Source organism: Micromonospora sp. NPDC000442 (assembly GCF_042898635.1).
Lineage (GTDB): Bacteria > Actinomycetota > Actinomycetes > Mycobacteriales > Micromonosporaceae > Micromonospora.
The window spans coordinates 446,145-463,929 of record NZ_JBIAYZ010000002.1 but is presented as its reverse complement, the minus strand read 5'-3'; the positions used below and the strand labels follow the sequence as shown (position 1 = coordinate 463,929).

At 69.1% G+C, this 17,785-nt stretch carries 14 protein-coding genes; 11 read left to right on the top strand and 3 right to left on the bottom strand.

Annotation, left to right across the window (positions count from 1 at the left end; translation table 11 throughout):
- Positions 1–154: 154 nt before the first annotated feature.
- Positions 155–1,258, top strand: coding sequence for an arabinogalactan endo-beta-1,4-galactanase (locus ACFY2A_RS04770; protein WP_387168451.1), 1,104 nt, complete (start codon positions 155–157; stop codon positions 1,256–1,258).
- A 146-nt stretch (positions 1,259–1,404) separates the two neighbouring features.
- Here ACFY2A_RS04770 and ACFY2A_RS04765 read toward each other — a convergent pair whose 3' ends face one another.
- Positions 1,405–1,527 (bottom strand): hypothetical protein, encoded by a 123-nt coding sequence (locus tag ACFY2A_RS04765; RefSeq protein ID WP_387168449.1) that lies wholly within the window; start codon positions 1,525–1,527, stop codon positions 1,405–1,407.
- A 93-nt stretch (positions 1,528–1,620) separates the two neighbouring features.
- On the opposite strand from ACFY2A_RS04765, the gene ACFY2A_RS04760 reads away from it, so the two are divergent.
- The gene (locus ACFY2A_RS04760; RefSeq protein WP_363919297.1) at positions 1,621–3,009 is read left to right on the top strand and encodes an RICIN domain-containing protein; all 1,389 of its coding nucleotides are present in this window, start codon (positions 1,621–1,623) and stop codon (positions 3,007–3,009) included.
- A gap of 85 nt (positions 3,010–3,094) precedes the next feature.
- On the opposite strand, the gene ACFY2A_RS04755 is transcribed toward ACFY2A_RS04760, so the two are convergent.
- Positions 3,095–3,865, bottom strand: coding sequence for a FadR/GntR family transcriptional regulator (locus tag ACFY2A_RS04755; RefSeq protein ID WP_363919295.1), 771 nt, complete (start codon positions 3,863–3,865; stop codon positions 3,095–3,097).
- A gap of 257 nt (positions 3,866–4,122) precedes the next feature.
- Here ACFY2A_RS04755 and ACFY2A_RS04750 point away from each other — a divergent pair, with 257 nt between their 5' ends.
- From ACFY2A_RS04750 to ACFY2A_RS04715, 8 genes are all read left to right on the top strand, one after another.
- Positions 4,123–5,274: an ABC transporter substrate-binding protein gene (locus ACFY2A_RS04750; RefSeq protein WP_387168445.1), complete on the top strand. Its 1,152-nt coding sequence runs from the start codon at positions 4,123–4,125 to the stop codon at positions 5,272–5,274.
- A gap of 181 nt (positions 5,275–5,455) precedes the next feature.
- Entirely contained in the window at positions 5,456–6,259 is an 804-nt protein-coding gene (locus ACFY2A_RS04745) for a sugar ABC transporter permease (RefSeq protein WP_363919291.1), read from the top strand.
- Positions 6,259–7,086, top strand: a complete 828-nt coding sequence (locus tag ACFY2A_RS04740; protein ID WP_363919289.1) for a carbohydrate ABC transporter permease — start codon at positions 6,259–6,261, stop codon at positions 7,084–7,086. Before ACFY2A_RS04745 ends, ACFY2A_RS04740 begins: the two co-directional genes overlap by 1 nt.
- 1 nt (position 7,087) lies before the next feature.
- Positions 7,088–8,326 (top strand): mandelate racemase/muconate lactonizing enzyme family protein, encoded by a 1,239-nt coding sequence (locus ACFY2A_RS04735; RefSeq protein ID WP_387168441.1) that lies wholly within the window; start codon positions 7,088–7,090, stop codon positions 8,324–8,326.
- A gap of 61 nt (positions 8,327–8,387) precedes the next feature.
- Complete coding sequence (locus tag ACFY2A_RS04730; protein ID WP_387168438.1) at positions 8,388–9,413, top strand: zinc-binding dehydrogenase; 1,026 nt, start codon at positions 8,388–8,390, stop codon at positions 9,411–9,413.
- Positions 9,410–10,171 carry a 2-dehydro-3-deoxy-D-gluconate 5-dehydrogenase KduD gene (gene kduD / locus ACFY2A_RS04725; RefSeq protein WP_363919283.1) on the top strand — a complete coding sequence of 254 codons (762 nt, stop codon included), beginning with the start codon at positions 9,410–9,412 and terminating at the stop codon, positions 10,169–10,171. The genes ACFY2A_RS04730 and kduD overlap by 4 nt, the downstream gene beginning before the upstream one ends.
- Positions 10,168–11,043: an amidohydrolase family protein gene (locus tag ACFY2A_RS04720; protein ID WP_387168434.1), complete on the top strand. Its 876-nt coding sequence runs from the start codon at positions 10,168–10,170 to the stop codon at positions 11,041–11,043. Before kduD ends, ACFY2A_RS04720 begins: the two co-directional genes overlap by 4 nt.
- A complete protein-coding gene (locus ACFY2A_RS04715) occupies positions 11,040–12,020 on the top strand; it encodes an aldo/keto reductase (RefSeq protein ID WP_387168431.1) in 981 nt (326 codons plus the stop codon). The genes ACFY2A_RS04720 and ACFY2A_RS04715 overlap by 4 nt, the downstream gene beginning before the upstream one ends.
- A gap of 192 nt (positions 12,021–12,212) precedes the next feature.
- Here the strand turns inward: ACFY2A_RS04715 and ACFY2A_RS04710 are convergent, their stop codons facing one another.
- On the bottom strand, positions 12,213–15,761 hold the full coding sequence (locus ACFY2A_RS04710; protein WP_387168428.1) for a ThuA domain-containing protein: 3,549 nt from the start codon (positions 15,759–15,761) through the stop codon (positions 12,213–12,215).
- Between the two features lie 528 nt (positions 15,762–16,289).
- On the opposite strand from ACFY2A_RS04710, the gene ACFY2A_RS04705 reads away from it, so the two are divergent.
- Positions 16,290–17,785, top strand: a 1,496-nt coding sequence (locus tag ACFY2A_RS04705) for a sugar ABC transporter ATP-binding protein (RefSeq protein ID WP_387168425.1), incomplete at its 3' end; no start/stop codon positions are given.

Here is a 17,785-nt window from a genome sequence, read left to right as displayed (position 1 = left end):
CTGGTGCGGGAGCACCGGCATGGGTCACCCTGACTGTCACGCTTGAGCCATCGATCCCCATCACCACCCCACCTGGTTCCGAGACCGTCCGGCAGTCCCGCTGGACGTGCCCGAGCCCGTCGGGCACCCGCATCCCTGGATGTGAAGGAGCGCCATGAAACCGTCCCTCCGGGTCCTCGCGGCGGTGGTCGTCCTCGCGGCCCCGCTGGCCCTGACCGCTCCCGCGCAGGCGGCCAACACCCTCACCATGCGCGGCGCGGACGTCTCCTCGCTGCAACGCAGCCTCGATCTCGGCGCCCGCTACTACAACGCCTCCGGCGCGCAGGCCGACCCCTACGACATCCTCGCCTCGAAGGGCGTCAACTATCTGCGGCTGCGCATCTGGAACAACCCGGCCAGCGGCTACAACAACAAGGCCAGGGTGCTTCAGCAGGCCAGGGCGATCAAGGCCAAGGGCTTCAAGCTGCTGATCGACTTCCACTACTCGGACACCTGGGCCGACCCGGGCAAGCAGTATCCGCCGGCGGCCTGGGCCGACCATTCGCTGAGCCAGTTGCAGGCCGACGTCTACAACTACACCTACGACGTGTGCACGGCGCTGAAGGCGCAGGGCACCACGCCGGACGCCGTGCAGATCGGCAACGAGATCAACGTGGGCATGCTCTGGCCGGCCGGACAGGTGGTCAACAACGACTTCGCCCCGCTGGCGAGCCTGCTCAAGCGGGGCTACCAGGCCACCAAGGCGTGCAACGGCGCCACCCAGGTGTGGATCCACACGGCGAACGCGGACAGCAACGCCAACGCCCGCTGGTTCTACGACGGGATCCGGGCGCAGGGCGTCACCTGGGACGTCACCGCCTTGTCCTACTACTGCATGTGGCACGGCACGCTGGCCAACCTGTACAACGTGATCGCCGACGTGAGGTCCCGCTACGGCTGGCCGGTGGTGATCGCCGAGACCGCGTACCCGTTCACCACGGCCGACGCCGACCACCAGCCGAACGTGATCTCCGGAACCGCGCGCTGCGACAACATCCCGGCCACCTGGTCCGGCCAGGCGCAGCAGTTCAGCTGGGTGCAGAACACCGCGCGCAACGCCGGTGCGGTAGGCGTCTTCTACTGGGAACCGACCTGGCACGCGGTACGCGGCAACGGCTGGGACCCGGCGGACATCAACGGAACCGGCAACGGCTGGGACAACATGGCCGTCTTCGACTGGTCCGGGCGGGTGAACCCGCACCTGTACTGGACTCCGTGACCGCCGTCCGGGCCCGGGAGTCGCCACCGGGCCCGGTGGGCGGGGTGTTCCGTGGCCCCGGGCGGGCCCGGACCGGAGTCCGCAGCATGGCCAACAAATAGACCTCAGTCGTTTGACGTATGACGTCGTTAACGCTAACTTCGCTGTCACGAGCGGGTCTTGTGGCTGCCGGGAGCCAGATTCTCCGCCGTGGTCCCGCGCCGGCCGGTCTCGACCGTGGGCTCGTCGTCACGCTGGTCGGCGGCTCCGGTGACCTGATCTTTCCGCACCACACCACCGTGCTGACGCCACCACCTGACGCCGGCACATAGGCAGCGCATCCACGGACTGCGCGTGGGTGACCCCGATCGAAGGAGTGGACCATGAAGGCCATCGGTGAGGCTCGTCCCGCCTCTCCACCCAGACGCGGTTGGCGGTCGGGACTGGCCGCGGCGGCCGCCGCGGTCCTGGCGGCGAGCGCGCTCGTGGTGGTGAACGCGGCGCCCGCGGCGGCGGCGACCGTGGACACCAACGCCTGGTACGTGCTGGTCAACCGCAACAGCGGCAAGGCATTGGACGTGTACGGCCTGGCGACCAACGACGGCGCGCGGATCAGCCAGTGGACCCGCAACGACGGCGCCAACCAGCAGTGGCAGTTCGTGGACTCCGGCGGTGGCTACTACCGGCTGAAGTCCCGGCACTCGGGCAAGGTCCTCGATGTGCACAACTTCTCGACCGCCGACGGCGGGGCGATCGTGCAGTGGTCCGACCACAACGGCACCAACCAGCAGTTCCGGTTGGCCGACTCGGACGGCGGTCACGTCCGGCTGATCAGCCGGCACAGCGGCAAGGTCGTCGAGGTGCAGGGCGCCTCCACCGCAGACGGCGCGAACATCGTGCAGTACGCCGACTGGAACGGCGCCAACCAGCAGTGGCAACTGGCCCGGGTCGACGGTGGCGGCGACCCGCCGCCGACCGGCGGCTCCGGCTGCGGCAAGGCTCCGACGCTGAACAGCGGCACGCACACCATCCAGAGCAACGGCAAGAGCCGCCAGTTCATCCTGCGCCTGCCGGCCAACTACAACAACAACAACGCCTACCGGCTGATCTTCGCGTTCCACTGGCGCGGCGGCACCATGCAGGAGATCTCCTCCGGCGGCACCAGCGGGAGTGCCTGGTCCTACTACGGCCAGCAGGAGCAGTCGAACAACAGCGCCATCCTGGTCGCGCCGCAGGGGCTCGGCAACGGTTGGGGCAACGCCGGTGGCGAGGACGTCACCTTCGTCGACGACATGATCCGTCGGATCGAGAGCGACCTGTGTGTCAATCCGAGGCAGCGCTTCGCCCTCGGCTTCAGCTGGGGCGGTGGCATGAGCTACGCCCTCGCCTGCGCGCGGGCCACGGTCTTCCGGGCGGTCGCCGTGATCGCCGGTGCGCAGATCAGCGGTTGCAGCGGCGGTACGCAGCCGATCGCGTACTTCGGTCTGCACGGCATCTCGGACAACGTCCTCAGCATCGGCCAGGGCCGAGGGCTGCGCGACACCTTCGTCCGTAACAACGGGTGCAACGCCCAGAACCCGCCGGAGCCGGGTGCGGGCAGCCGTACGCACATCACCACTGCCTACTCCGGTTGCCGCGCCGGGTACCCGGTGCAGTGGGCGGCCTTCGACAACGGGCACATGCCGGGCCCGGTGGACGGGACGTACGCCGAGAGTGGCATCACCACCTGGACCAAGGGTGAGATCTGGCGCTTCTTCGCCCAGTTCTCCTGACCGGGCCGAGCGCGACGGCGGGTCGCGGCCTCCTGGCGGCAGTGGGAGCCAGGAGGCCGGGCCCGCCGGCCCGTCGTGTCCCGGGTCAGCGTTGCAGGCGGTCCGGCTTGCCCGAGCCGCTGCGGCGGACCACCCAGGCCTCGGTGATGTGGGTGAACATCGCCGCCGCGGCCCCTTCCGGGTCGTGGGCGGCGATCATCTCGTAGACACGTCGGTGTCCACGGTTGGAGGCGACGCAGAGCGACCGCTCGGTGCGGCCGGTGTACCGCGCCGTGTTCACGACCTGACTCTCCAGCGCCTGCACGACGCCACGAGCGATGCGGTTCCCGGACGCCTGCATGACGGTGTCGTGAAAGGCACGGTCGAGTTCGTGGTAGGCCACGGTGTCGCCGACGAGCTCGTCCATCCGGTCGACCAGGGCGCGCAGGCGGTCCACGGTCTCCTCATCGGCGACCCGGGCGGCGACGTGTGCCATGTCGGACTCCAGCAGCCGCCGGGTCACCACCACGTCGTCGAGGATGGAAAGGCTGTCGTCCTCGGCGATGGTGGCCCCGAGGACGAGTTCGTCGAGCATGTCCCACATCGAGGCCGGGGTGACCATGGTGCCGGCGCCCTGACGGACCTGTACCAGCCCCTTCTCCTGAAGGATCTTCACCGCCTCCCGGACGACCGTCCGGCTGACGGAGAAGGTCTCACAGAGCACTGGTTCCGGAGGCAGTGCCGTGCCGGACGGATGCACCCCGCGGACGATGCGTTCCACCAGCTCGGCGGTGACCGCCGTGGCGAGGTTGGTGGGGCGGCGCGCCCAGGCCGGGGCGGCCAGTTTTTCCAGGGCCGTCTCCTGCGATGGCGTCATGTCCCCCTCCGATTGGCTCGTCGTGCCGCGACGTCCAGGGCCAGTGTACGGCGGACTGTTGACGTCAGACGTCATACGAGTTACGTTCTTGATCACGTTGGCTGCGGCAGGCCGTCAGCCATTCCCCTCAGAGGTGAACAACGATGAAACAACGAGCATTGTGGTCAGCCGTCCTCGTTGTGGGACTGGCGACGGCAGGTTGTGGAAGTGCCACCGACACGGGCTCCTCTTCCGGTGGCGCGACCGACAAACTGGTGGTGTGGGACTGGAAATCCGGTGAGCCTTCCGCCGGACCCTACATCGAGAAGGCGAAGGCCGACTTCGCCGCCAAGCACCCCGACGTGACGGTCGAGTTCGTCGCGCAGCCGTTCGACCAGTACTACACGCTGCTCGGTGCGGCCATTCAGTCCGGCAAGGGCCCGGACGTGATGCTTTTCAACGGCGGCGGCCAGATCCGCGACCGGGTCGACGCGCTGGTGCCCCTCGACGAGTATGTGGCCGAGGACAAGCAGCGGCTCGCCGGTTGGGACGCCTTCAGCAAGGACGGCAAGACCTATGCCGCTCCGGTGACGCTGCAGGGGCACCCCATCTACTACAACAAGGCGCTCTACGAGAAGGCCGGGCTCGATCCGGCGAGCCCCGCCACCACCTGGGACAAGTTCCTCGCCGACTGCGCCGCGATCGACAAGGCCGGCGCCAAGTGCTTCGCCCTGGGCAACAAGGAGGGCGCCGGAATCCAGTTCTGGATGTCGGCGCTGGGCTCCGGGATTCTCACCGCCCAGGAGTACGACGACTGGATCGCGGGCAAGCGCGACTGGAACTCGCCAAACGTGAAGCGAATCTTCGAGCTGTGGAAGGAAGCCGGCGACGCCGGTCTGAACAACGACGGTGCCAACTCGACCGCGATGTTCAACGACTCGTTCGCACTCTTCCAGTCCGCCAAGGCCGCGCACGTCATCGGGCTGATGTCGGACGTCGGGCACTGGAAGGACTTCAACGAGTTCCTGACGCCCGACAAGCTCGGCGTGATGGGCGCTCCGGTCGTCACCGCCGGCACCACGCCGAGCCTGGCCTACGACGGTGGCATCGGATACGCGGTGGCGAAGTGGACCAAGGATCCCAAGGTCGCCGCCGACCTGGTGCGATCGCTGACGTCGACCGAGGCGCTCCAGGCGTTCTACGCCGACGCCGGCGCGATCGCCGCCGACACCACCATCGACGTGTCGCAGGCCGGTCCGGCCGCCGCCACGATCGTCGCCGCGCTGCAGAGCGGTAAGCCCGCCCTGCACGTGGCGCTCTCGTCGAAGACCCTGGATCTGATGGGACGGGTCTCCCAGCAACTGCTCAGCGGGTCGATCAGCGTCGACGAGGCGGTGAAGCAGCTGGCAGCTTCCGACCAGGCGGGCTGATTTCGTGCCGATCGGAAACGCAGAGCCGTCGGTCCGTCCGGTTCCCCCCGGACGGGCCGACGGGGCGGCGGCCGGATCAGCGGGCCCCCGTCGTGGCGCCGGGTCACGGCCCGTCCGCGGCGGCTCGCGGGCCGAGCGCTTCGCCCCTTACGTCCTGGTCGCACCCGCCATCCTGATCATCGTGGTGCTGCGGCTGTACCCGTTGCTGCTCGGCGTCAACTTCTCCTTCACCGGAGACGGCGAGCGCAACGGTACGACGGTGGGCTTCGACAACTACCTTGAGTTGATCGATGACCCGTTGTTCCGCACCGCGCTGGGCAACGTCGGGCTGCTGGTGTTGTTGCTCCCGGTGGCGGTGGCGATCCCCGGGCTGCTCGCGACGTTCATCTACCTGCGGGTACCGGGTCATCGCTTCTACCGCAGCGTCTACTTCTTCCCGGCGGTGCTCTCACCGGTCATCGTCGGCGCGATCTTCAACCTGCTGCTCGCCTTCGACGGCCCCGTCAACGCCGTGTTCGAGGCGGTCGGCATCAGCCCGGTGGACTGGCTCGGGAATCCCGACGTCGCGATGTTCGTGGTGGTCGGTGTACACATCTGGGCGACCTTCGGCATGGCGCTTGTGGTGTTCCTGGCCGGGTTCGCGACCCTGGACGCCGCGCTGTTGGACGCGGCCCGGGTGGACGGAGCGTCGCTGCCCCAGGTCATCCGGCACGTGATCATCCCGGGCCTGTCCCGCACCATCGCGTTCGTCGCCGTGACCACCATGGTCGGGATGCTGACCTCGATGTTCGGCCTGCTCTACGTGATGACCAGCGGCGGGCCGGAAGGATCCACCTACCTCCCGGAGTACTACATCTGGATCCAGCAGGGCCAGATGAATCGGCCCGCCCTCGCCTCGGCCGCGTCGACGGTGCTCTTCGTGATCATGCTCGTTGTGGGGCTGCTACAGGTGCAGCTGCTCAGGCGGGCGGGAGGGGAGGACTGATGTCCCGCGTACGACTGAGTCGGTGGCTGCTGGCCGTTCCGATGTCACTGCTCGCGCTGGCGACGATCTACCCACTGCTGTTCACCGTCAACGTGGCGATGAAGACCCGGCGCGACTACATCCTCGACCGGTTCTCGCTGACCGACACCCTGCGCTGGGACAACATCAGCACGGCATGGAACAGCGTCGGCATGGACCGGTACTTCGTCAACTCCCTCATCGTGGTGACCTCGTCGGTCGTCCTGCTGCTGTTGCTCGGGTCGATGGCCGGCTTCGCCCTGAGCCAGCTTCGGTTCCGTGGTTCCTCGGTGCTGTTCCTGGGCTGCCTCGCGGGTCTGTTCGTGCCGTTCCAGGTGATCATGGTGCCGCTCGCCCGGATCATGGCCGACACCGCCCTCATCGACACGTACCCCGGACTGGTCCTGGTCTTCGTGGCACAGTTCCTGCCCTTCACCGTCTTCCTGATGACGAGTTACTACAAGACCATTCCGCGGGAGGTCATCGACGCGGCCAGGATCGACGGCAACAGCGTGTACGGCGTGTACCGCCGGATCATGCTGCCGTTGGGCACCCCGGCCCTGCTGTCGGTCGGCATCCTCAACGCGCTGTTCTGCTGGAACGACGTCCTGATGTCGCTGGTGATGATGCCGTCGGCGGATCACCGCACGCTCATGGTCGGCGTGACCTCGCTGCGCGGTCAGTACTCCGACGACATCCCCACCTTCGCCTCGGGCGTACTGATCGCCGCGATACCGGTCCTGGTGGTCTACCTCTTCCTCCAGCGCCAGATTGCCGACGGCGTCGCCGCCGGCTCCACGAAGGGCTGAAATGCGCATCACCGGATATCGGACGCTCACCACGGTCCAGGAATGGGGGCGCCCGGTCGGCGACGCCAACGGCGTCCTCGCCGACGGAATCGTCCCGGTGCCGATCGTCGTCGTGGAGACCGACGAGGGGCTGTCGGGTGTCGGCATCGGCCCGCACGTCGAGATCGAGCGGATCTTCGAGGCCATCGACGGTGAAGATCCCCGCGCGGTGACGACGCTCTACGACCGCATGCTGCGCCACACCTTCAAGGCCGGTCACGCGGGCCCGGTGTTCGGCACCATCGGCGCACTCGACACCGCACTGTGGGACATCAAGGCGCAGGCGGCCGGCCAGCCGCTGTGGCGATTGCTGGGCGGCCGCGACCGCCGGGTGCCGGCGTACGCGTCCGGGCTCGACATCGCCCTGACCGACGAGGAACTCGTCTCGGCGTACACCCGTTACGCCGAGCACGGGCTGCGGGCCGCCAAGCTCAAGGGCGGTCTCGACATCGAGCATGACCGACACCGGCTCCACCTGGTCAAGGAGGTCCTGACCGAGGCCGGCCACGGACTGCGGCCGGGCCTGATGCTCGACGTCAACGAGGCGTGGACCCGCAAGCAGGCCGTCCGGCACGTCTGCGAACTCGAACGCACCCTCGACCTCATCTGGATCGAGGAGCCGGTTCGGCGCTGGGACGCCGACGGGCTCGCCGCCGTCGGCCGAGGGGTGCGCGCCTCCGTCGCCACCGGGGAGAACCTCACCGGGCTCGAGCAGTACCGGCCGCTGATCGCCGCCGGCGCGGTCGACGTCGTCCAGACGTCCGCGGTCGGGGGAGTCACCCACTTCCTGCGGGTGTCCGCCCTGGCGCATGCCTACGACCTGCCGGTCAGCCCGATCGGCAACAGCCCGCTCGGGCTGCTGCACGCCGCCACCTCGGTGCCGAACCACCTGACCAGCGAGTTGCAGGACCTCTGGCCGCCGGTCGGTGTCTCGGTCGACATGCACGTCGAGGACGGGGTCTTCGTCCTGGGCGACTCGCCCGGCCTCGGCCTCCGAGTGGACGAACAGCGGATCCGGGCCGTGGACCGGCACCCCCAGGCACCGGCGGTCGACGGCCCGAACGTCCGGCCGGAGCAGGCCGGGCGACGGCTGCTGGCGGCGACGGACGGCGTCCTGCCCGCCGCGGCTGGCTTCCCGCTGGCCCCGGCGGCCACCCCGGCACACAACAGCAACCAGGTGTCGCCGACCGGAAGTCACTGAACGGACCCGATGGTGGTGGCCGGCGGCACGAGCGGCGTGCGGTCGTTGATACGGAGGATCGATGAAGGCAGTGGTCTACCGGGGAGCACGGCACCTCGGAATCGAGGAACGTGAGCCGGCGGCACCCGGACGCGGCGAAGTGCGGATCTCGGTGGCCTATACCGGGATCTGCGGCACCGACCTGCACATCTACCACGGCGACATGGACAACCGGGTCGGCGCCGCCGCGATCATCGGGCACGAGATGTCCGGGCGGATCGCGGCGCTGGGCGAGGACGTCACCGGCTGGTCCATCGGCCAGCCGGTGACGGTGCTGCCCACCAGGTGGTGCGGGCGGTGTGCCGCCTGCCGGCGCGGCAACTCGCACATCTGCCACGCCATGAACTTCCTCGGCATCGACTCGCCCGGCGCCATGCAGTCCGCCTGGAACGTGCCGGCGGAACTGGTCCTGCCGCTGCCCGAGGAACTGCCGCTCGATCAGGGCGCACTCGTCGAACCGGTCGCCGTCGCCGTGCACGACGTGCGGCGTGGAAAGGTGGCCTCAGACGATCATGTGGTCGTCGTCGGCGGCGGGCCGATCGGGGTGCTCATCGGCACCGTCGCCCAGGGGCGCGGTGCGCGAGTACTGCTCGTCGAGCCGGACGAGGCTCGCCGCGCCGTGGCAAGCGAAATCGGGATCGAGGCGGTTGACCCGGGCGCGATCGACGTGGCGGCGTTGGTCGCCGACCGGACCGACGGTGCGGGTGCCGACGTCGCCTTCGAGGTTTCCGGCGCTGCGGCGGGTGTCGCCACCGCGGTCGAGGTGCTGACCGCCCGGGGTCGGCTGGTGATGGTGGCGATCCATCCCCGGCCCCGGGAGGTCGACCTGCACCGGTTCTTCTGGCGCGAGTTGGAACTGCTCGGCGCCCGGTTGTACCAGCGCGACGACATGGCGGAGGCGATCAGGTTGGTCGCCTCCGGCGCGATCCCGGCACGGCAGCTGATCTCCCGGGTCGAGCCGCCCGAGGCGGCGACCGCTGCGTTCACCGCGCTGGAGGGCGGCGGTGTCATGAAGGTGCTGCTGGACTGGCGGGAGGGCGACCGGTGACGAATCTGTTCGACCTGTCCGGACGGACCGCTGTGGTGACCGGCGCCCGGCGGGGCATTGGCCTGGCCATGGCCGAGGCGCTGGCCCAGGCCGGTGCCGACGTCGTGGGTGTCTCCGCGCACCTCGAACCGGAGGAGAGCGAGGTGGGGCGCCGGGTGCGGGCCGCCGGTCGGCGGTTCACCGCGCTGCGCGCCGATCTGGCCGATCGGGCGGCCGTGCGCCGGCTCGCCGACGAGCTGGTCGCGCTCGGCCCGATCGACATCCTGGTCAACAACGGCGGCACGATCGCCCGCGCCCCGGCCGTCGATCACCCCGACGAACTCTGGGATCATGTGATCGAGGTGAACCTGAACAGCCAGTTCGTGCTGAGTCGGGAGGTCGGTCGGACGATGGTCGAGCGCGGCCACGGGAAGATCATCTTCACCGCGTCCCTGCTCAGCTTCCAGGGCGGCATCACGGTGCCCGGGTACGCTGCGTCGAAGTCGGGCGTGGCCGGTCTCACCAAGGCCCTGGCGAACGAGTGGGCGGCGCACGGGGTGAACGTGAACGCCATCGCCCCTGGCTACATCGCCACCGACAACACCCGGGCCCTGCGTGCGGACCCGGAGCGCGACCAGGCGATCCTCGCCCGGATTCCGGCCGGCAGGTGGGGCGTCGCCGATGACCTCGGTGGTGCCACGGTGTTTCTGGCGTCGGCGGCCTCCGACTACGTCAACGGGATCGTGCTGCCGGTCGACGGGGGATGGTTGGGCCGATGACCGAGGTAGCTCCGGGGCCGGCCGGAATCGTCGACGCCCACCACCACCTGTGGGTCCGGGCACGGCATCCGCAGCCGTGGATCGACCCGGTGACCATGGCGGCCATCGACGCCGACTTCGAACTGGCCGACCTGGCCCCGCTGGCCCGGGCGACGGGCGTCACCAGCACCGTCGTCGTACAGTCCATCGCCTCGGCGAGGGAGACCGTGGACCTGCTCCGGGTCGCGGCCGACGACATCCTGGTCGGCGGTGTCGTCGGTTGGGTCGACCTGACGGCCGACGACGTCGCCGGTCGCCTCGACCGCCTGCGCGCGGCGCCCGGTGGGCAGCGTCTGGTCGGCGTCCGTCACCTCGTGCAGAGCGAGACCGACCCGGCCTACCTGGACCGCCCGGACGTCCGCCGGGGCATCGTCGCGGTCGGCGCCGCCGGCCTGGTCTTCGACCTGCTGGTCCGGCAACACCAGCTGCCCATGGCCGCACGGTTGGCGCATGACCTGCCCGAGGTGCGCTTCGTCCTCGACCATCTCGGCAAGCCCGCGCTGGGCACCCCGGAGTTCGACCACTGGAAGCGGGACCTGCGGGCCCTCGCCGAAGCACCCAACACGACGGCCAAGGTGTCCGGCCTGACGACCGAGGTGCCCCGGTCACCTTGGACGGTGGCCGATCTCCGACCCGCCGTCGACCACGCCCTCGACGTGTTCGGGCCGCAGCGGCTGATGTTCGGTTCGGACTGGCCGGTGTGCCTGCTCGCCACCTCGTACCCCCGCTGGATCGAAGCGGTCACGGAGTTGCTGGGCGACCTCGACGCGACCGACCGGGCGGCGTTCTGGGCAGGCACCGCCCGGCGTGCCTACCGACTGGGGGCGTCATGAGGACACACGCCCTGCCGCGCCGTCCGGCGATCGGCCTCACCGAGCTGGGCTTCGGCGCGGCACAGGGCGGCAACCTCTACCGGGTGACCACGGACGAGGAGTTCGTCGCCGCCATCGACTCCGCCTGGGCGGCCGGCGTGCGGTACTTCGACACCGCGCCGCACTACGGCCTCGGGTTGTCCGAACGTCGCCTGGGCAGCGCGTTGCGACACAGGCCACGCGACGAGTACGTGGTGTCGACGAAGGTGGGGCGATTCCTGGAGCCGTCGCCGCAGGACGCGCACCTGCGCGACCCCGAGGGGTTCGAGGTGCCCGCGACCCACCGCCGGGTCTGGGACTTCAGCCGCGACGGCGTACGCCGTTCCATTGAGGCCAGTCTGGAGCGGACTGGCCTGGACCGGATCGACATCGCCTACCTGCATGACCCCGACGATCACTGGGAGCAGGCCGCCGCCGAGGCCGTGCCCGCCCTGGTCGAGTTGCGCGACCAGGGCGTCGTGGGCGCGATCGGGGCCGGGATGAACCAGTCGGCGATGCTCGCGCGGTTCGTTCGGGAAACCGACGTCGACGTGATGATGTGCGCCGGCCGGTACACCCTGCTCGAACAGGGCGCGGCCGGTGACCTGTTGCCGCTCGCGGCGAGTCGGGGGGTGGGTGTGGTGATCGCGGGCGTCTACAACTCGGGACTGCTGTCGCGGGACCGCCCGCCGGCCGACGCGTTCTACAACTATCAGCAGGCGCCGCCGGAGCTGATCGAGCGGGCGCGGCGGATCGCCGAGGTCTGCGACGCACACGGTGTCACCCTGCCGCAGGCGGCGCTCGCCTTCGTCCGTCGGCACCCGGCCGTGGTGTCGACCGTGGTCGGCGTCCGCAATGGAACGCAGATGGCGGAGACCGTACGGCGCTCGGACGCGGTCGTGCCCGACGAACTCTGGCAGTCACTGGCCACCGCCGGTCTGCTCGCCTCGGCCCGCTGAACGTCTCTGACACCGCACTCCGTCCGGATGACCGGTATGAATCGCGGGGGTGTCTCTGCGCTGCCCGGCGGTCAACCCGATCGACAGCGGCTGCCGTGCCGCTGCCCAGTGGCTCCGCCCGTCTCCCGATCGGGACCGGCTCCGCTCCCGGAGACCGGTCCCGACCGGAGACGTCACTGACCATCGCGATGGTCAGGCCAGGCTGAACCGCCACTGCTGGTTGGTGCCGCTGTGGCAGGTCCACTGCAACAGGCGGGCGCCGTCGGTGGTGGCACCGCCGTTGACATCGATGCAGAGCCCGCTCAGCACACTCTTCACCGTGTAGACCCCGGTGGTTCCGGTGGACGTGACGGTGAACTTCTGCTGGTTGCTGTTGTTGCAGGTGGCCTGCTGAAGGAAGGCGCCGGCGCTGGTGGAACCGCCGATGATCTCCGCGCACTTGTTGCTGTGGACGGCCCGCAGATAGACCGCGCCGCCGCCGGCGTCGACCGCCTGCCACTTCTGGTTGTTGCCACCGGTGGCGGCCCACTGGTGGATCTGCGCGCCGTCGGCGGTGGAGACGCCGCTGACGTCCATCAACTTGTTGCTGTGTTGTGCGGTGAGCGTCCACGTACGGCCGGCTATCCCGCCGCCGGTGTCACCGACGCCCACTCCAGGACCACCGAAGGTGTGCGAGTCGAGGTCGAACCAGTTGTTGGCGCTGCCCTTGAACACCAGGTACAGGGTGTGGGTGCCGGCGAGGGACGTGACGTTCACAGGTGGCGTGGACTGGTAGTTGTCCCAGCCGCCGGTGCTCGGCACCGGAGTGGTGGCCAGCAGCGTGCCGGTCGGCGAACCGGCCCGCAGCTCGATCGATCCGCCGCCGGACGGCGACGACAGCCGGTAGCTCACGGTGTTGATGCCAGACAGGCTCATCGGGGTGAACGCCACCCAGTCGTTGTTGGAGATGTCCCCGATGCGCTTGCCGCTCTCCGCGCCGGCCTGGTCGATGATCCGGGTGCCGGACTGGCTGCTGTGGTACTCGGCCTGCTTGTGCTTGGGCTGGAGAATCACCTGGGCGCGGCCGGTGAGTGGGGCCGCGCCGCCCGCCCCACCGTCGTCGGTGTATCGCGCGTTGAGCACGTAGAACAGGTTGGCGCCGTCCGGGTGTCCGCCGAGCAGGTCGGTGGGGATGGTCCCGGAACAGCCGGCGTAGTCCGTGGTCTCGTGCGCGTGGTCGTCGTGCCCGAGCGCCGGGTTGAGGAAGACCTTGCTGCAGTCGATCGGTGCGCCGCCCGGGTCGGAGACGGTGATCTGGTACGAGACCCGGTCGCCGAAGGTGAGCATGCCACCGTTGGCGGGCGTGGTGATGGTGACCACCGGAGCGGTGTTGCCGACGGTGATCTGCACGTTGGCGAAGCCGGTCTTGCCCGAGCTGTCGGTGACCTTCAACTGCGCCGTGTAGTTGCCGTTGCTGGTGTAGACCTTCGACGGGTTGGCCGCCGTCGAGGTGGTGCCGTCGCCGAACGTCCAGTGGTAGCTGATCGTGTCGCCGGGGTCGGGATCCGACGACCCGGCGCTGGAGAACTGCACGGTCAACGGGGCGTTTCCGCTGGTGGGAGTGCCGGTGGCCTTTGCGATCGGTGACCGGCCGCCCTGGACGTAGTCGATCCGGTAGAGACCGGAGTCGCTGTTGCCGCCACCGAAGTTGGTGCCCCACTCCAGCAGGTAGAGCGAGCCGTCCGGGCCGAACTCGAGGTCCATCGGGCTGTTGAACTGGGCGGTGGGCAGGAACGGGTTGATCCGGGTGACCGCCGACGCGGAGTCGAAGTGCATCTCCTTGATGTAGTCACGCGACCACTCGTAGAAGAAGTGCACGCCATCGTAGTAGGGCGGGAACTTCGTCGCCGACGGGTTCTCCGGGTCGTAGCGGTAGACGGGTCCGCCCATCGGCGCCGAGCCACCCGAGCCCACCTCCGGGAAGTTCTGCGAGGCGCCGTAGCCGTACCACATGTTGGGCGCGACGACCGGCCGGAGGTTGGTCAGGCCGGTGTTGTTGGGCGAGTTGTTTACCGGCGCGGCGCAGTTGAACTTGGCACCGACCTGGCCGGTGTCCGGGTTGTACGGCGCGTACGGCTGGTTGTCGCCGTGGCAGAACGGCCAGCCGTAGTTGCCCGGCGTCTTGATCACGTTGAGTTCGACGAGACCCTCGGGCCCCCGGTTGGTGGTCGGCGGGTTCCGGTCCGGTCCGTAGTCGGCCAGGTAGACCCAGCCGTTGGCCGGGTCGATCGAGAAGCGGAACGGGTTACGGAAGCCCATCGCATAGATCTCCGGCCGGGTCTGCGCCGTTCCCTGGGGGTAGAGGTTGCCCGACGGGATGGTGTAGCCGCCGCCGGTGGAGGGACGGATGCGCAGCAGCTTGCCGCGCAGGTCGTTGGTGTTGCCTGCGGTACGCGCCGCGTCGAGCATGTGCTTCCCCGAGCGCCAGTCCAGCGGGGCGTAGCCCTGCCAGTTGGGGTCGAGGTTCGGCGCGACGTCGTCGCCGGTGCCGATGTACAGGTTGCCGTCGGGCCCGAAGGCGATGTACCCGCCGGTGTGGCCGGGCTCGGGGTACGTCCGATCCCGGTAGGCCGGGACGTCGATGATGGTCACCCCGCTGGACATGTTCAACGTGTCGCCGTTGAGTGTGTATCGGGAGACCCGGTTGACGTCGGTCGAGCTGCTGGCCGGCGCGTGGTACAGGTAGACGTACCCGTTGCTGGCGAAGTTCGGGTCGAGCGCCAGCCCGGTGAGCCCGTCCTCACCTCCGGTGTAGACGCTGAGCGTGCCGGCGGTGACCGTGCTGTTGGTGCTCGGCTTAAAGATCTTGACCTGGCCGCCGCGCTGGACGTAGAGCACCCGGCCGTCGGGTGCCACGGCCAGCGCCATCGGGTCGACGGTGTTGCTGTCGAGGGTCCGCTTCTCGAAGTTGCCCCAGACGGTGCCACCACAGTCGCCCGGCTCGTTGCCGGCGGCCCACTTCACCCCGCCGAGGACGTGGTTACGGAAGTGGGTCTCGCTGTAGGACGCCGCGGCGTGGCCCATCGCGGTGGCCCAGACCCGGCCACCGCCGGTGTTACGGCACCAGGAGATCGGGTGGTCGGAGCCCATCGCCCGGGGGCCCGGGTTGTACGTGCGTTCGTCGGCGGTGACCAGGACGTGCACCTCACCGCGCGGGTTCTTGTCGAAGTTGTACCACTCCTCGCTGCGGTTCCAGCGATCCGGCAGGCTGGCCGTCGACGGGTGCTTCTTGTCGGCGACGATGGCGGTGCCGGGCAGGACGCCGGGGGAGTGCTCCGGCATGTGCGCACCCGCGTTGATGGTCTGGTCCCACCAGGGGTACTCGCCCTCGATCCCCATGTCGGTGGCGTTGTGGATGGCCACGATGCCCTTGCCGCTGGCGAGGAAGCCCTCCACCGCCTGACGTTGGCTGGCCGAGGTCCACACCATGCCGGACGTCTGGAACATGATCAGGACATCGAAGGTGGCCAGGTTCGCTGCGGTGAAGACGCTGGAGTCCTCACTGTGTACCAGTTCGAAGTTGTCGGACGCGGCCTGCTGCTGGAACATCGAGACCCCGGCGGGGATCGAGTCGTGCCGATAGCCGGTGGTCTTGGTGAACAACAGGGCGCGGAAGGCCGGGGCCGCTGATGCCGGCTGGACCAGCGCGAGCGCCAGTAACAGACCGGTGATCAGCCCGATGATGGCTGTCTTACGACGCATGCCGTCTCCTCGTCGGGGCGGAGCAACAGGGGGTGCGACCACGGGTCCGGTCACCTCCCACGGCACGTCGGGTGGTGCCTGGTGGCACGACGGGGTGCGTGCGCGGTCGTCGTCGCACGGTTCGTCGCACCGATGTGACGCCGCTGGATGTGACGCAGAGTCACGGCCGGGTGGGTTCCGGGCCCCGTGGTGGCAAGGAGCCTAAATAGTATGGATATGGACATAAATTGATGTTAACGACAACATGGATGGGGCTGATCATCGGCGCCTGCGTTCCCCAGTGGACCTGACCCGGCATCGTTGCCTGCCACCAGCCCGGTCGGGAGTCCGGGAGATCGGGGATTGCGTACCTATCCCCGAGCATCTATCTTCATACGTGTGATGTTTCGGTCATGTCAAGCGAAAGTTTGAGCACGACAACAGGAAGCTTCGCTTCCGATAACTAAAGCCAGGTGACCGGCCGGTCCTAAGTGAATTCTGAGGTGGCGCACCGATGCCCTTGGCGATTACTATCCGTGAGGATTCTTGATGTCGGCTCGACCCCCGGCGCTGCTGACCCTGCGGGGCATAGGCAAGTCCTTCTTCGGGGTACGCGTCCTCGACGGTGTCGACCTCGACGTCGCCCCAGGCGAGGTGCACGCCGTGGTGGGGGAGAACGGTGCCGGCAAGTCGACCCTGATGAAGATCGTCTCGGGTGGATACGCCCCGGACGGCGGCACCGTCGAGTTCGCCGGGCAGGCACGCGTGTTCGGCGGCCCGCGTGACGCGCAGCGGGCCGGCATCGGCATCATCCACCAGGAGTTCAACCTTCTGCCGGAGCGCACCGTCGCGGAGAACGTGTACCTGGGCCATGAGCCGAGGCGGCGTGGCCTGGTCGACCGGCGACAGATGCTCAGCCGCACCAGGGAACTGCTGGCCACCATCGGGGAGACGGAACTGCCCGCCGATGCCGTGGTGGGCCGCCTCGGTGTCGCCCAGCAACAGGTGGTGGAGATCGCCAAGGCGCTCGCGCTCGACGCGCGCCTGCTCATCATGGACGAGCCCACCGCCGCGCTGGCCGACCACGAGGTCGAACTGCTCTACGGCCTGGTGCGACGGCTGCAACAGCAGGGCATCGGCCTGCTGTACGTCTCGCACCGGTTGACTGAGGTCTTCGACCTGTCCGACCGGATCACGGTCCTCAAGGACGGCCGCCTGGTGCGGACGATGCGCACCGCCGACGCCACGGCGGAGGACCTGGTACGCCAGATGGTCGGCCGGGAGTTGTCCAGCTACTACCCGGATCGGGCCGCTCCCGAGGACCTCGGTGCGGTCCGGCTTGCCGTGCGGGGTGGCGGGAACCGGAAGCTACGCGATGTCGACCTGGACCTGCGCGCCGGTGAGGTGCTGGGGATCGGTGGCCTCCAGGGCTCCGGACGATCGGCGCTGGCCCGCGCGCTGTTCGGGGTCGAGCCGTTCACCACCGGCGTGGTCACGATCGACGGCAGGCCGGCGCGGCTGCGTTCACCGCGCGCGGCGACTCGGGCTGGCGTCGCGTACGTAAGCGAGGATCGCAAGGGCGAGGGCATCGCCGCCCGGCAGTCGGTGCTCGACAACGCGCTGCTCGCGAGCCGGGCGGTCTTCCCGGCCCGCTCGGGCCGCGCCGCGCGCACCGTGCGCGTCCGCGAGCTGCTCGCCGCGGTGGAGGTCCGGGCCGCCGGTGACGGCCAGGAGATCCGGTTCCTGTCCGGCGGCAACCAGCAGAAGGTGGTGCTGGCCAGGTGGCTCGCATTGGAACCATTGATCCTGCTCTTCGACGAGCCGACCCGGGGCATCGATGTGGGCGCGAAGTCGGCGATCCACGATCTCGTCCGGCGGCTCGCCCGGGCGGGTGCGGCGGTGCTGATGATCTCGTCCGAGCTGCCGGAGCTGCTCGGCATGAGTGACCGGATGCTCGTCATGCGCGACGGCCGCGTCGCGGGTGAGCTGCCCGCCGGCGCCACCGAGGAGGACGTCGTCGCCCTGGCGGTCGGCACCGTACGGGA